The organism is Vibrio sp. 10N (assembly GCF_036245475.1).
Lineage (GTDB): Bacteria > Pseudomonadota > Gammaproteobacteria > Enterobacterales > Vibrionaceae > Vibrio.
This window is the reverse complement of record NZ_BTPM01000001.1, coordinates 389,731-405,691: the sequence shown is the minus strand read 5'-3', so window position 1 is coordinate 405,691 and position 15,961 is coordinate 389,731. Positions and strand designations below refer to the sequence as shown.

The window sequence follows — 15,961 nt, the reverse complement described above, 5'->3', positions numbered from 1 at the left end:
CTCAAATATGAATCACTTTCGTGATTCCCAAGAACACTTGAATGTGTGTTGGTACCTAAATGATTAAATCATCTAGGATTTGAGAACTTTTAATTGAATAACATTAATCAAATGTTATTCGTCAGCTTTCCAAATTGTTAAAGAACGAGATTTGCTTTCTATTTAAAGAAAGAAACCATTTTTAAATATTCTCAAAGAGAAAACACTTAAAGATGGTGGAGCTATGCGGGATCGAACCGCAGACCTCCTGCGTGCAAGGCAGGCGCTCTCCCAGCTGAGCTATAGCCCCATCAGTGTGATGCTTATCACCAATCATCTGGGAGGAAGATTGGTGGGTCTGAGTGGACTTGAACCACCGACCTCTCGCTTATCAGGCGAACGCTCTAACCACCTGAGCTACAGACCCAAGCATCGTCTTTAATTCATAAACCGTATCAATCTGTGTGAACACTCATCGCAATAATCTTTCGTATAAGGAGGTGATCCAGCCCCAGGTTCCCCTAGGGCTACCTTGTTACGACTTCACCCCAGTCATGAACCACAAAGTGGTGAGCGTCCTCCCGAAGGTTAAACTACCCACTTCTTTTGCAGCCCACTCCCATGGTGTGACGGGCGGTGTGTACAAGGCCCGGGAACGTATTCACCGTGGCATTCTGATCCACGATTACTAGCGATTCCGACTTCATGGAGTCGAGTTGCAGACTCCAATCCGGACTACGACGCACTTTTTGGGATTCGCTCACTTTCGCAAGTTGGCCGCCCTCTGTATGCGCCATTGTAGCACGTGTGTAGCCCTACTCGTAAGGGCCATGATGACTTGACGTCGTCCCCACCTTCCTCCGGTTTATCACCGGCAGTCTCCCTGGAGTTCCCGACATTACTCGCTGGCAAACAAGGATAAGGGTTGCGCTCGTTGCGGGACTTAACCCAACATTTCACAACACGAGCTGACGACAGCCATGCAGCACCTGTCTCAGAGTTCCCGAAGGCACCAAAGCATCTCTGCTAAGTTCTCTGGATGTCAAGAGTAGGTAAGGTTCTTCGCGTTGCATCGAATTAAACCACATGCTCCACCGCTTGTGCGGGCCCCCGTCAATTCATTTGAGTTTTAATCTTGCGACCGTACTCCCCAGGCGGTCTACTTAACGCGTTAGCTCCGAAAGCCACGGCTCAAGGCCACAACCTCCAAGTAGACATCGTTTACGGCGTGGACTACCAGGGTATCTAATCCTGTTTGCTCCCCACGCTTTCGCATCTGAGTGTCAGTATCTGTCCAGGGGGCCGCCTTCGCCACCGGTATTCCTTCAGATCTCTACGCATTTCACCGCTACACCTGAAATTCTACCCCCCTCTACAGTACTCTAGTCAGCCAGTTTCAAATGCAGTTCCGAGGTTGAGCCCCGGGCTTTCACATCTGACTTAACTAACCACCTGCATGCGCTTTACGCCCAGTAATTCCGATTAACGCTCGCACCCTCCGTATTACCGCGGCTGCTGGCACGGAGTTAGCCGGTGCTTCTTCTGCAGCTAACGTCAAATGATGCCGCTATTAACGACACCACCTTCCTCACTGCTGAAAGTGCTTTACAACCCGAAGGCCTTCTTCACACACGCGGCATGGCTGCATCAGGCTTGCGCCCATTGTGCAATATTCCCCACTGCTGCCTCCCGTAGGAGTCTGGACCGTGTCTCAGTTCCAGTGTGGCTGATCATCCTCTCAGACCAGCTAGGGATCGTCGCCTTGGTGAGCCATTACCTCACCAACTAGCTAATCCCACCTGGGCATATCCTGACGCGAGAGGCCCGAAGGTCCCCCTCTTTGAGCCGAAGCTATTATGCGGTATTAGCCATCGTTTCCAATGGTTATCCCCCACATCAGGGCAATTTCCCAGGCATTACTCACCCGTCCGCCGCTCGACGCCGTTAACGTCCCCCGAAGGTTCAGTTAACTCGTTTCCGCTCGACTTGCATGTGTTAGGCCTGCCGCCAGCGTTCAATCTGAGCCATGATCAAACTCTTCAATTTAAGATTTTTGATGTTCCGAAGAACGGGCTCAATGAATACTGACTTCAAAACTACTTATGTAATTTTAAAGCTATTATCGTTCCAACAGAACGATAATGAATTGACTGTGCCAAGTCTTTCGACTTGATTGGTCACTCAGTTCATTGAAAACCTAATTTGATACCGAAGTATCTAATTTGATTATCATCAACGAGTGCCCACACAGATTGATAGGTTTATATTGTTAAAGAGCTTTGCTTTCAGCACCTTAAGTGCCTCAGCGAGGTGCGTATGATACGCTTCCCACTTTGAAAGTCAACATAAAACTCTAAGAAAACTTAAAGATTTATGGTGACTTGCTTAGATACTAAGCAAGTGCGAAATTAAAGCCTGGCGATGTCCTACTCTCACATGGGGAAGCCCCACACTACCATCGGCGCTATTGCGTTTCACTTCTGAGTTCGGCATGGGATCAGGTGGGTCCACAACGCTATGGTCGCCAAGCAAATTCTGCTTTGGTTTTCAGCTTTTCAAAAAAGCTAAAAGCCAAAATATCTGGAAAACTGATTTTAAAGTTCTGAACTCACATTCAATGTTCTTACTTTGAGTCCATCAAAACCCTTTGGGTGTTGTATGGTTAAGCCTCACGGGCAATTAGTACAGGTTAGCTCAACGCCTCACAACGCTTACACACCCTGCCTATCAACGTTCTAGTCTCGAACAACCCTTTAGGACGCTTAAAGCGCCAGGGAAGACTCATCTCAGGGCTCGCTTCCCGCTTAGATGCTTTCAGCGGTTATCGATTCCGAACTTAGCTACCGGGCAATGCGTCTGGCGACACAACCCGAACACCAGAGGTTCGTCCACTCCGGTCCTCTCGTACTAGGAGCAGCCCCCTTCAATCTTCCAACGCCCACGGCAGATAGGGACCGAACTGTCTCACGACGTTCTAAACCCAGCTCGCGTACCACTTTAAATGGCGAACAGCCATACCCTTGGGACCGACTTCAGCCCCAGGATGTGATGAGCCGACATCGAGGTGCCAAACACCGCCGTCGATATGAACTCTTGGGCGGTATCAGCCTGTTATCCCCGGAGTACCTTTTATCCGTTGAGCGATGGCCCTTCCATTCAGAACCACCGGATCACTATGACCTGCTTTCGCACCTGCTCGAATTGTCATTCTCGCAGTCAAGCGGGCTTATGCCATTGCACTAACCTCACGATGTCCAACCGTGATTAGCCCACCTTCGTGCTCCTCCGTTACTCTTTGGGAGGAGACCGCCCCAGTCAAACTACCCACCAGGCACTGTCCTCATCCCCGATTAGGGGACCAAGTTAGAACATCAACACTACAAGGGTGGTATTTCAAGGACGGCTCCACTAATACTGGCGTACTAGTTTCAAAGCCTCCCACCTATCCTACACATGTAGGGTCAATGTTCAGTGCCAAGCTGTAGTAAAGGTTCACGGGGTCTTTCCGTCTAGCCGCGGGTACACTGCATCTTCACAGCGATTTCAATTTCACTGAGTCTCGGGTGGAGACAGCGTGGCCATCATTACGCCATTCGTGCAGGTCGGAACTTACCCGACAAGGAATTTCGCTACCTTAGGACCGTTATAGTTACGGCCGCCGTTTACCGGGGCTTCGATCAAGAGCTTCGACCTAAGTCTAACCCCATCAATTAACCTTCCGGCACCGGGCAGGCGTCACACCGTATACGTCATCTTACGATTTTGCACAGTGCTGTGTTTTTAATAAACAGTTGCAGCCACCTGGTATCTGCGACTCCCCATAGCTCCATCCGCAAGGGACTTCACCGCGAGGAGCGTACCTTCTCCCGAAGTTACGGTACCATTTTGCCTAGTTCCTTCACCCGAGTTCTCTCAAGCGCCTTGGTATTCTCTACCCGACCACCTGTGTCGGTTTGGGGTACGATTCCTTACAATCTGAAGCTTAGAGGCTTTTCCTGGAAGCATGGCATCAATGACTTCACTACCGTAGTAGCTCGACATCGTGTCTCAGCCTTAAAAAGAGCCGGATTTACCTAACTCTTAAGCCTACGCACTTGAACCTGGACAACCGTCGCCAGGCCCACCTAGCCTTCTCCGTCCCCCCATCGCAATTGTAAGAAGTACGGGAATATTAACCCGTTTCCCATCGACTACGCCTTTCGGCCTCGCCTTAGGGGTCGACTCACCCTGCCCCGATTAACGTTGGACAGGAACCCTTGGTCTTCCGGCGAGGAGGTTTTTCACCCCCTTTATCGTTACTCATGTCAGCATTCGCACTTCTGATACCTCCAGCAAACCTTACAGTTCACCTTCAACGGCTTACAGAACGCTCCCCTACCCAATACAGTAAACTGTATTGCCGCAGCTTCGGTGTATAGCTTAGCCCCGTTACATCTTCCGCGCAGGCCGACTCGACTAGTGAGCTATTACGCTTTCTTTAAATGATGGCTGCTTCTAAGCCAACATCCTAGCTGTCTAAGCCTTCCCACATCGTTTCCCACTTAGCTATACTTTGGGACCTTAGCTGGCGGTCTGGGTTGTTTCCCTCTCCACGACGGACGTTAGCACCCGCCGTGTGTCTCCCGGATAGTACTTACTGGTATTCGGAGTTTGCAAAGGGTTGGTAAGTCGGGATGACCCCCTAGCCTTAACAGTGCTCTACCCCCAGTAGTATTCGTCCGAGGCTCTACCTAAATAGATTTCGGGGAGAACCAGCTATCTCCAGGTTTGATTGGCCTTTCACCCCTAGCCACAAGTCATCCGCTAATTTTTCAACATTAGTCGGTTCGGTCCTCCAGTTGATGTTACTCAACCTTCAACCTGCCCATGGCTAGATCACCTGGTTTCGGGTCTATATCCAGAGACTGAACGCCCAGTTAAGACTCGGTTTCCCTACGGCTCCCCTAAACGGTTAACCTTGCCACTGAATATAAGTCGCTGACCCATTATACAAAAGGTACGCAGTCACACCACGAAGGTGCTCCTACTGCTTGTACGTACACGGTTTCAGGTTCTATTTCACTCCCCTCACAGGGGTTCTTTTCGCCTTTCCCTCACGGTACTGGTTCACTATCGGTCAGTCAGTAGTATTTAGCCTTGGAGGATGGTCCCCCCATATTCAGACAGGATATCACGTGTCCCGCCCTACTCGATTTCACTGATGATGAGATGTCGGTTACGGGGCTATCACCCTGTATCGCGGCACTTTCCAGAGCCTTCACCTGTCTCATTAAAAGCTTAAGGGCTAATCCAATTTCGCTCGCCGCTACTTTCGGAATCTCGGTTGATTTCTCTTCCTCGGGGTACTTAGATGTTTCAGTTCCCCCGGTTCGCCTCGCTGAGCTATGTATTCACTCAGCGATACCTGCTTATGCAGGTGGGTTTCCCCATTCAGGAATCCCAGACTCACAGGTTATTACTACCTAATCTGGGCTTATCGCAAGTTATTACGCCTTTCATCGCCTCTGACTGCCAAGGCATCCACCGTGTACGCTTAGTCACTTAACCATACAACCCCAAAGAGTTTCAAAGAAACCTCGAGATTGTCGTTAAACAACCAAAGTTGTCTGCATTTTTATACATGTGCAGACTCGATTTTACCGGACTCAAATATGAATCACTTTCGTGATTCCCAAGAACACTTGAATGTGTGTTGGTACCTAAATGATTAAATCATCTAGGATTTGAGAACTTTTAATTGAATAACATTAATCAAATGTTATTCGTCAGCTTTCCAAATTTTTAAAGAGCAATAATAGCTAGAGGCTTATGCCTCAAAACCATCAATCTGTGTGAACACTCATCGCAATAATCTTTCGTATAAGGAGGTGATCCAGCCCCAGGTTCCCCTAGGGCTACCTTGTTACGACTTCACCCCAGTCATGAACCACAAAGTGGTGAGCGTCCTCCCGAAGGTTAAACTACCCACTTCTTTTGCAGCCCACTCCCATGGTGTGACGGGCGGTGTGTACAAGGCCCGGGAACGTATTCACCGTGGCATTCTGATCCACGATTACTAGCGATTCCGACTTCATGGAGTCGAGTTGCAGACTCCAATCCGGACTACGACGCACTTTTTGGGATTCGCTCACTTTCGCAAGTTGGCCGCCCTCTGTATGCGCCATTGTAGCACGTGTGTAGCCCTACTCGTAAGGGCCATGATGACTTGACGTCGTCCCCACCTTCCTCCGGTTTATCACCGGCAGTCTCCCTGGAGTTCCCGACATTACTCGCTGGCAAACAAGGATAAGGGTTGCGCTCGTTGCGGGACTTAACCCAACATTTCACAACACGAGCTGACGACAGCCATGCAGCACCTGTCTCAGAGTTCCCGAAGGCACCAAAGCATCTCTGCTAAGTTCTCTGGATGTCAAGAGTAGGTAAGGTTCTTCGCGTTGCATCGAATTAAACCACATGCTCCACCGCTTGTGCGGGCCCCCGTCAATTCATTTGAGTTTTAATCTTGCGACCGTACTCCCCAGGCGGTCTACTTAACGCGTTAGCTCCGAAAGCCACGGCTCAAGGCCACAACCTCCAAGTAGACATCGTTTACGGCGTGGACTACCAGGGTATCTAATCCTGTTTGCTCCCCACGCTTTCGCATCTGAGTGTCAGTATCTGTCCAGGGGGCCGCCTTCGCCACCGGTATTCCTTCAGATCTCTACGCATTTCACCGCTACACCTGAAATTCTACCCCCCTCTACAGTACTCTAGTCAGCCAGTTTCAAATGCAGTTCCGAGGTTGAGCCCCGGGCTTTCACATCTGACTTAACTAACCACCTGCATGCGCTTTACGCCCAGTAATTCCGATTAACGCTCGCACCCTCCGTATTACCGCGGCTGCTGGCACGGAGTTAGCCGGTGCTTCTTCTGCAGCTAACGTCAAATGATGCCGCTATTAACGACACCACCTTCCTCACTGCTGAAAGTGCTTTACAACCCGAAGGCCTTCTTCACACACGCGGCATGGCTGCATCAGGCTTGCGCCCATTGTGCAATATTCCCCACTGCTGCCTCCCGTAGGAGTCTGGACCGTGTCTCAGTTCCAGTGTGGCTGATCATCCTCTCAGACCAGCTAGGGATCGTCGCCTTGGTGAGCCATTACCTCACCAACTAGCTAATCCCACCTGGGCATATCCTGACGCGAGAGGCCCGAAGGTCCCCCTCTTTGGCCCGAAGGCATTATGCGGTATTAGCCATCGTTTCCAATGGTTATCCCCCACATCAGGGCAATTTCCCAGGCATTACTCACCCGTCCGCCGCTCGACGCCGTTAACGTCACCCGAAGGTTCAGTTAACTCGTTTCCGCTCGACTTGCATGTGTTAGGCCTGCCGCCAGCGTTCAATCTGAGCCATGATCAAACTCTTCAATTTAAGATTTTGTTCGGCTCAATGAATACTGAACATTACATAAAGTAATGTTTGAATTGACTGTGCTGAATCTTTCGATTCAATGGTCACTTCGTTCCATTGAAACCTAATTTGATACCGCTCTTTATTAAGAGAAATATCTAATTTGATTATCATCAACGAGTGCCCACACAGATTGATAGGTTTTAATTTTTAAAGAACATTCTCTTCAGAACTCTGCGCTTCGCTTTCCGTTTGAAGAGGCGGCTATTCTAGCGAGATAATTCTCAGTGTCAAACACTTTTTTCTAATTATTTTTGATTTTTTCAAATCTAATTAGAAGACCATCTTGTAAGCTGAATGCCTTACTGACTATCGCCTCGAACCCTTGTGGGCTCTGCCGTGTCAGTGGAAGCGCATTATAGAGATACCGATCACATTAGCAAGCCTTTTTTTAGAAAAAATACAAAAATAACGTCTATCCGCGTCTTTTTCATCCAAAGGCTTATTTATTCAACTTTATCCTAGTAATGACTACAAGTTATCCACAGAGTTATTAAAAAAAGGAGGGCTAAGCCCTCCTTTTTGTGATGATGTGAACAAAGGTTAAATACCAGAACCGTCTGTCTCACCATCGTCTTCATGCAAACCACACTCACGTTTTAAACCGTTAAAGCGAGTTTCTTCTTCTTTCATGCCTGGCTCCCACTTCACAGTAGAGTGAGTGTCACCTAAAGAAAGGTAGCCCGCGTCTTTAAGAGGGTGGTAACTCAAACCGTGCTCTTCTATATAGCTATCTACTTGTTCGTTACTCCAATCGATGAGTGGCAGAAACTTAAAGCGGCCATTTTGAATCGCGAGTACTGGCAAGTTGGCTCGACTCTCTGACTGTTCACGTCTTAGGCCGGAAAACCAAGTGTGAACGTCTAACTCTTCGAGTGCCCTTTTCATTGGCTCTACTTTATTAAGCTGGTTGTATTGCTTAAGGCCATCGAGCCCCTTTTCCCATAACTTACCGTAGCGAGCCTCTTGCCATGCTGGTGAGATGTTCGCTTTATAGATATGTAGATTCAGATCTAACTGCTTCTGAAGCTTATCTATGAACTGATACGTTTCTGGAAATAGATAACCGGTATCCGTGAGCACTACAGGAACGTCTGCTTTTACGCTTGTGACTAAATGGAGCATCACCGCCGCTTGAACTCCGAAGCTTGAGCTTAGGATATGTCCGCTAGGTAAATTCTCTAGTGCCCATTCCACTCTTTGTTTCGCAGTCAAAAGCTCCAACTGACCATTTAATTCTGCTAGCTTTAGAATCTGTTCAGTTTTAGTTAGTGACAACAGTTCTTGAAGCTCTACCGCTTTTGACTGACCTTGCACTACTTCACTAACTGAACCTTCTTTGGATAATGTGTCTCTAGGCATAGAAGTCCCTTTTCGATACTTTGACCTCTTCTATAATCCCAGCGCGGATAACGAAGTCACCAAATGCTTCACCTTCATTACGTTGCTCTGCCCATTGACCTACTAAAGCATCAATCTCTTCTAGGATTTGCGCATCCGTAATGTTCTCTTTGTACATCTTAGGTACACGAGTACCAGCTTTGTTGCCGCCTAAGTGCAGGTTGTATCGGCCTGGCGCTTTACCAACCAAACCAATTTCAGCCAACATTGCTCGACCACAACCATTTGGACAGCCAGTAATCCTTAAGATGATGCTCTCATCACTTGGGATCTGGTGTTTATCCAGAATGTTCTCTACATCAGTAACAAAGCTTGGTAGGAAACGTTCCGCTTCAGCCATTGCAAGAGGACAGGTTGGGAAAGCCACACACGCCATCGAGTTTTTACGCTGCTCAGATACCGCATCATCCATCAGACCATGTTCACGAGCGATCTTCTCAATCTTGGCCTTGTTTGACTTAGATACCTTAGCAACAATCAGGTTTTGGTTTGCCGTCATCCTAAAGTCGCCTTTGTGGATCTTAGCAATCTCAGCCACACCAGTTTTAAGAGGCTTACCTGGGAAGTCGAGAAGTCGACCATTCTCAATAAATAGCGCTAAGTGGTATTTACCATCGATACCTTCAACCCAACCAATTCTGTCGCCACGCTCGGTAAACTCGTATGGACGGCTTTGTTCGAAACTAATGCCCGCACGTTTTTCAACTTCTGCTTTAAATACATCAATACCAACGCGGTCTAGTGTGTACTTAGTCTTGGCATTCTTACGATTTGAACGGTTACCCCAGTCACGCTGAGTTGTCACAACCGCAGCTGCTACATCTAGTGTTTTCTCCAGAGGAACAAAACCAAAGTCATCGGCACGTCTTGGGTACGTCGACGTATCACCGTGAGTCATGGCAAGGCCACCGCCAACAAGAACATTGAAACCCACCAGCTTTCCGTTATCAGCAATCGCGACAAAGTTCAGATCATTGGCGTGCACGTCCACATCATTTTGCGGTGGGATCACGACTGTCGTTTTGAACTTACGTGGTAAGTAGTGTTTACCCAGAATAGGTTCGTCTTCTTCCGTACCTTCTGATGCAGTAGATTCTACTTTTTCACCATCAAGCCAAATCTCTGCATACGCTCTGGTTTTCGGAAGCAAATGCTCACTGATCTTTTTCGCCCACTCATAGGCTTCTTGATGTAGTTCTGATTCCACAGGGTTAGTCGTACATAGCACGTTACGGTTCACGTCACCGGCTGTCGCAATTGAATCAATACCGATAGAGTTCAGCGTTTGGTGCATTAGCTTGATGTTTGGCTTCAGAACACCATGAAACTGGAACGTTTGACGCGTCGTTAAACGAATACTTCCATACAACGAATGATCAGTCGCAAACTTGTCGATAGCTAACCATTGTTTAGGCGTGATAATACCGCCCGGCATACGTGCACGAAGCATCACGTTATGAAGAGGCTCAAGTTTCTGCTTAGCTCGCTCGTTACGGATATCACGGTCATCTTGCTGATACATACCGTGGAAACGAATGAGCTGGAAATTGTCCGCGGTAAACCCACCTGTGATGCGATCTTGCAGATCGTTCTCAATAGTTCCGCGCAGTAGGTTACTCTGCCCTTTTAGACGCTCGTTATCAGACAACGGCCCCAACTCTTCACCCAACACTTCTTGAATAGTGGCTGATTGCTTGCTCATTAGTACACATCCTTCTGATAACGTTTTGCTTTTCTTAGTTCGTTGACAAATTCTTCTGCCTGGTCAGCTTCTTTTCCACCATGCACCTTAACGATCTCGATCAGGGCATTGTGAACATCTTTGGCCATATGGTTAGCATCGCCACATACATAAACGTGGGCACCTTCCTGTAGCCATTGCCATACTTGCTCACCTTGTTCTAGCAATCGATGCTGAACATACACTTTCTCGTGTTGGTCACGGCTAAAGGCCACATCCAATCGGTTTAGCACACCTGACTTCAAATACTTTTGCCATTCCACTTGATATAGGAAATCTTGAGTAAACGTGCGGTCACCGAAGAACAACCAGTTCTTGCCAGTGTCGCCTTGGTTATCACGCTCTTGGATGAAGCTTCTAAATGGCGCAATACCCGTACCAGGACCGACCATAATCACTGGCGTGTCACCATTTTCTGGTAGCTTGAAGTTATTGTTGTGCTCAACGAATACTTTGACCTCGCCACCTTCTTCCAATCCACGAGATAGGAAGTAAGATGCACCGCCAAATCGGCTTTCCTCGCCCGCTTGATATTCAACAAGCCCAACCGTTAGATGAACTTCTTCATCTACTTCTTCTTGGCTAGATGCAATTGAATAGAGACGTGGGGTTAAACGGCGTAGTAGACCCAATAGTTGCTCAGCCTCTAGTTTTGCTTTCTTCTCTTTAAAGACGTCAATCACTTGGGTGTTCGAGGCATACTCGCGAAGTTTGTCTTTATCAGTCGCCAGCTTCTCAAGCTTCTTGCTGCCTGAAATTTCCGCGTATTGTGCTACTTGCTGTGGGTTTGCCGCGGTGATCTCATAGTGCTTAATCAGCGCAGAGCGCAATGATAGGCTCTCCCCATCGACATCCACACTTTCAATGCCCGATAAACCAACCTGCGCAAGTAGAGCATCCACCAGCTCACTGCTGTTTTCGAACCATACGCCCAAGGCGTCACCAGGCTGGTAAGTGATACCAGAGCCTTCAAGATCAATCTCGATATGGCGCACATCTTTACCAGAATCACGACCCGTGATCTTTTGGCTTGTAAGTAGTGTTGCGGTATATGGATTTTTCTTGGTGTAATTAACCGTGGCGGCTGCAGCAACAGGCAGTGTCACAACATCTGCTGGTTGAGAGGCAAGATCTTCTTTGATGACCTCTAGCGCTTTCGCTCGCCACTCACCCGCTGGCGCGTCGTAATCAACGTCACAGTCGATACGATCAATAAACGAGGTAGCACCTAACTTACCAAGATACTCATCAAAATCTTTACCGGTTTGGCAGAAAAACTCATAACTAGAATCACCTAAGCCAATAACACCATACTTAAGGTTTGGAAGTTTCGGCGCTTTCTTAGATTGCAGGAACTCATGCAGTTCAATCGCATTATCAGGCGCTTCGCCCTCACCATTTGTAGAGGCAACCACAATAACGTGGGTTTCTTTAGCGAGATTTTTACCTTTGTAATCACTCGCATCGAAAAGCTCAACATCAATACCCAGGGTTGATGCTTCATCTTTTAGCTCCTCAGCAACGCCTTTCGCGTTACCTGTTTGAGAAGCAAAGATGATGGTTAGCTTACCTGCTGGCACAGCCGCCGCTGCAGTATTGACTGCGCTAGCCACTGGTGTAAGAGCCGATGATGCACCCGCCTGACTTAGCCCCCAAAAATAACCGCTCACCCATGCAAGCTGGTTTGAAGATAAGTTAGTTGATGCTTGTTGTAGTTGTGATAGCTGCTGATCGTTAAGTGGAGCAGCTAGGCTTGGTAATTCGTTACCGTTCGGCGACTGTTTTACGTTTGAAGACATTGTCACGACATCCCTAATCATTGCGTGACGATAGATTAACCAACCACCTTAATAACAAGAAAGAATAGATATGAATGTTTTATAACTTTTTGGAAGAAGAGGTTCGTTTAGATAGCTTGGTTATTTGGCTTCAATACGAACCTCGGTAAAGCCGACAGCAAGGGCAGATTTAGATGCTTTATCCAGATCACTGTATTCGCACTCCGCGCCATGTATATCGGTTAACATGACAAAGCCGCCCTGTTTATGGCGAAACTCGACGATCCACCCCCCTTCCGATTCAGCGGGCTCGATGATCGCCTCTGCCAACAAATCCTGATGGAATAAATACTTCAATTCCGTAATTGTCATGGCTCCCTCCAGAAATACTATATTGACCGACGCCCATGGTCATATAGATAACTATAGCAATTGTGCTTATCCCTGCGGGGTTATTTGTAACCAGTTTGTTAATTTGCGGGCGCTACTACCTTTTTATAAATCCAAATCGCGATCAGAAACGCGATGATATAAGGCAATAGATTTAACACCACACCTACCATACCCAGTAGAAACATCACACCAAACGATACGACGATTGCCAAAGTCACCGTCACAAAGGTGACACCTGTCATCACTAGCGTTGCAAGAAATACCAAAACGAAAATTAGTTCAAACATAACCTCTCCCATTTCGTTGTTTGTTTAAATCTGCTGAATTGCTTAAATGGATTGCAGGAAGCGTTCCAACTTTCATAACCCTTAAAAATCAGTTAGATACACAAAAACAAAAACTCCGACTTGCTTACGCATAGTCGGAGTTGGTATTTATCGCCAAGTGTTTGGTAAATTACACATCCAGCTCGGACGGTATTTTAGCCAGTGCAGTCTCCAGCACTTCGATACCAGCCCCTTTCTTATGAGCATTCTCACTAATGTAACGGCGCCATTGTCTTGCACCTGGCATTGCTTGGAACAAACCAATCATATGACGTGAGATATGACCAAGGTAAGATCCATTAGCAAGCTGACGTTCGATGTATGGGTACATCTCTTCGACTACCTGCTTACGCTTTTTCACTGGTGCGTCTGAACCGAAGATAAGCTGGTCAACCTGAGCGAGGATGTATGGGTTCTGATAAGCCTCACGACCGATCATCACGCCATCAAGGTGCTGCAAGTGCTCCAGAGATTCCTCAAGTGTTTTTACGCCGCCGTTCACCGCTACATTAAGATGTGGGAAATCTTTCTTAATTTGGTAAGCGCGAGGGTAATCCAACGGTGGGATCTCTCGGTTCTCTTTCGGGCTCAGGCCACTTAGCCAAGCTTTACGCGCGTGAATGGTAAACTGATCCACACCGCCTTTCTCAGAAACCGTTGAAACAAACTTGGTCAAAAACTCATACGAGTCTTGATCGTCGATACCAATACGGGTTTTTACCGTCACCGGAATATCAACCACTTCACGCATCGCTGCCACACACTCAGCCACCAAATCTGGTTCAGCCATCAAGCAAGCACCGAAGCGGCCGTTCTGCACACGATCCGATGGGCAACCTACGTTTAGGTTTACTTCATCATAACCACGCTCAGCCGCGAGCTTTGCACAGGTTGCCAAATCAGCAGGGTTTGAACCACCTAACTGAAGCGCTACAGGGTGCTCTTCTTCGTTGTATGCTAGAAAATCACCTTTACCGTGAATGATCGCACCTGTTGTCACCATCTCGGTGTACAGCAAAGTTTGTGATGACAGCAGACGGTGGAAGTAGCGGCAGTGTCTGTCTGTCCAATCGAGCATCGGTGCCACGGATAAGCGGTTTGATTGGAAATTGCTTGTGTTATCTGGCTTGGTCATTGTTTTACCTAATAATTTTACCCATCAAATCCGCTTTGAATATCGTGGAATTTTCCCAAATTTCGTCCTATAGTACCCCTTATAGTACCCCTCAAAGAGTAGGACGACGGAATGGCTTCACTCTCAATCGAAAAGCGGCAACTTAAAAACGGTGAATTCCGCTATAAAGCAACAATCATCGTCAAGAAAAAGCAGGCAATCATACACAGAGAGTCAAAGACTTTCAAAAAGAAAGAACACGCTCGTACCTACGGCAAGAAACGCCTATCCGACATTGAATTGAACGGTGTAAATAGTACCAAAACAGTCCCCCTTTCGGTACTCCTCGATAAGTTCATGGCAGATAAGGATTTATGGAACAACACGGGGCGAACCAAGCGCTACGTGATAGAAATGCTCAGAGATTGCGATATAGCGCAAATAGACACCAATGAGCTAAAAACTAGCGATCTAATACAGCACTGCAAAAATCGCCGTGGTGCAGGTGCCAAACCCGCGACCATTTACCATGATATTGCCTATCTTCGCTCTGTGATGAAAAAAGCGAATCCCGTGTTCGACATAGAAGCCAACTATAAGATTTTTGATGAAGCAGTACCGGTACTAACAGACATGCAGCTTATCGGTAAAAGTGATAAGCGTACCCGCCGCCCTACAGGTGACGAACTCGAAGCGCTAAAGAAAGGATTAATTGAGCGCCAAAACGCCAGAGCCAATGGACAAGCTCGCATCCCGTTTGTTGATATCCTTGAGTTTAGTATTTTGACTTGCATGAGGATTGGTGAGGTTTGCTCTCTGCGTTGGGAGGATATCAACGAAGAACACAAAACTGTGGTTGTGCGTGACCGTAAAGACCCACGCAAAAAACAGGGGAATCACATGATTGTTCCTTTGTTGGCGGAGTCGTTTGATATTGCTATGCGCCAGCCAAAAGAGAGTGAGTTGATTTTTCCTTTTAACTCTCGAAGTGTGACTGCTGGATTTCAGCGTGTTAGGAACAAGCTAGGTATTGAGGATTTGCGCTATCATGACTTACGTCGTGAAGGGGCTAGCCGTTTATTTGAAAAAGGCTACTCCATTGAAGAAGTAGCCCAAGTAACAGGGCATAGGAACTTGAATATTCTTTGGCAAGTATACACCCAGCTTTTCCCTCATAAACTGCACTCTAGAGAAAATAAGACTATGTGACATTAAATTCATCATCTAACTTATGCCACTTCTTGCCAAGCTCGAAGGGTTTTCCAAAGCCTATTGCTATGCGCTCCTGTTCGAGGCGAGGTTGCAGCTGAACTGCTTGCCTTATTTCCTCTATAGCACTAGAAATATAACGTCTATTTAGATATGTGGAGTGCGAGATTTTAAGGTTTTTCAACAGCTGAACGTTACTAAAAAGCTCGACGAGTGCACGAGACATATCCTTTTCTGCCTCTATTAGTTCTTTCGCAAACCTATCTTCGTCGCTGTAGTATGTATCTAGATTGGCGTTTTCCCCATGCTCCTCTTGTAGAAGCCTCATAGTTGAGTCTATATACGCTAGGCGCGCCTGCAATCTGAACACAAGATAACAACTATCTCTAACATCTTGATAACTCAACATCAGTTGCTCATGATATTTCGACTTCCAGTGATTTCTCGCTTGATAATAACCACGTATTGCAAAGATAACGGCCACTACTGTCGCAATGTTAGCGAACGTACTGCTGTGGAAAAGTATTAGATGCAGAAAGTCTTCAAACGTCATACAACAACCTCATGT

General features: G+C 47.2%; 8 protein-coding genes, 2 tRNA genes and 4 rRNA genes. 1 reads left to right on the top strand and 13 read right to left on the bottom strand.

The features are described from left to right. Positions 1-213: 213 nt before the first annotated feature. The 12 genes from AAA946_RS02115 to dusA all read right to left on the bottom strand — a co-directional run bounded on the left by AAA946_RS02115 (position 214) and on the right by dusA (position 14,205). Positions 214-289, bottom strand: a tRNA-Ala gene (locus AAA946_RS02115). 40 nt (positions 290-329) lie between these two features. Next, a tRNA-Ile gene (locus AAA946_RS02110) sits at positions 330-406 on the bottom strand. A 66-nt stretch (positions 407-472) separates the two neighbouring features. After that, positions 473-2,025, bottom strand: a 16S ribosomal RNA gene (locus AAA946_RS02105). Between the two features lie 367 nt (positions 2,026-2,392). Continuing rightward, a 5S ribosomal RNA gene (rrf, locus tag AAA946_RS02100) occupies positions 2,393-2,508 on the bottom strand. Positions 2,509-2,637: 129 nt separating this feature from the next. Then, a 23S ribosomal RNA gene (locus AAA946_RS02095) occupies positions 2,638-5,526 on the bottom strand. Positions 5,527-5,839: 313 nt separating this feature from the next. Next, positions 5,840-7,392: ribosomal RNA gene (locus AAA946_RS02090) — 16S ribosomal RNA — on the bottom strand. Together the 16S, 23S and 5S rRNA genes with 2 tRNA genes alongside form the textbook arrangement of a ribosomal RNA operon. Before the next feature lie 582 nt (positions 7,393-7,974). Continuing rightward, positions 7,975-8,793, bottom strand: coding sequence for a phosphoadenylyl-sulfate reductase (locus AAA946_RS02085; protein ID WP_338163432.1), 819 nt, complete (start codon positions 8,791-8,793; stop codon positions 7,975-7,977). Beyond that, complete coding sequence (cysI, locus tag AAA946_RS02080) at positions 8,786-10,534, bottom strand: assimilatory sulfite reductase (NADPH) hemoprotein subunit (protein WP_338163431.1); 1,749 nt, start codon at positions 10,532-10,534, stop codon at positions 8,786-8,788. Before cysI ends, AAA946_RS02085 begins: the two co-directional genes overlap by 8 nt. Beyond that, positions 10,534-12,393: an assimilatory sulfite reductase (NADPH) flavoprotein subunit gene (locus AAA946_RS02075; protein WP_338163430.1), complete on the bottom strand. Its 1,860-nt coding sequence runs from the start codon at positions 12,391-12,393 to the stop codon at positions 10,534-10,536. The genes cysI and AAA946_RS02075 overlap by 1 nt, the downstream gene beginning before the upstream one ends. A gap of 99 nt (positions 12,394-12,492) precedes the next feature. Continuing rightward, a complete protein-coding gene (locus AAA946_RS02070) occupies positions 12,493-12,723 on the bottom strand; it encodes a thymidylate kinase (RefSeq protein WP_338163429.1) in 231 nt (76 codons plus the stop codon). 98 nt (positions 12,724-12,821) lie between these two features. Continuing rightward, positions 12,822-13,031 (bottom strand): envelope stress response protein PspG, encoded by a 210-nt coding sequence (locus tag AAA946_RS02065; RefSeq protein WP_338163428.1) that lies wholly within the window; start codon positions 13,029-13,031, stop codon positions 12,822-12,824. A gap of 169 nt (positions 13,032-13,200) precedes the next feature. Continuing rightward, positions 13,201-14,205, bottom strand: a complete 1,005-nt coding sequence (dusA, locus tag AAA946_RS02060; RefSeq protein ID WP_338163427.1) for a tRNA dihydrouridine(20/20a) synthase DusA — start codon at positions 14,203-14,205, stop codon at positions 13,201-13,203. Between the two features lie 111 nt (positions 14,206-14,316). Here dusA and AAA946_RS02055 point away from each other — a divergent pair, with 111 nt between their 5' ends. Then, positions 14,317-15,393 (top strand): site-specific integrase, encoded by a 1,077-nt coding sequence (locus AAA946_RS02055; RefSeq protein WP_338163426.1) that lies wholly within the window; start codon positions 14,317-14,319, stop codon positions 15,391-15,393. Here AAA946_RS02055 and AAA946_RS02050 read toward each other — a convergent pair. After that, positions 15,386-15,946 (bottom strand): hypothetical protein, encoded by a 561-nt coding sequence (locus AAA946_RS02050; RefSeq protein WP_338163425.1) that lies wholly within the window; start codon positions 15,944-15,946, stop codon positions 15,386-15,388. The genes AAA946_RS02055 and AAA946_RS02050 overlap by 8 nt on opposite strands. Positions 15,947-15,961: the final 15 nt, after the last annotated feature.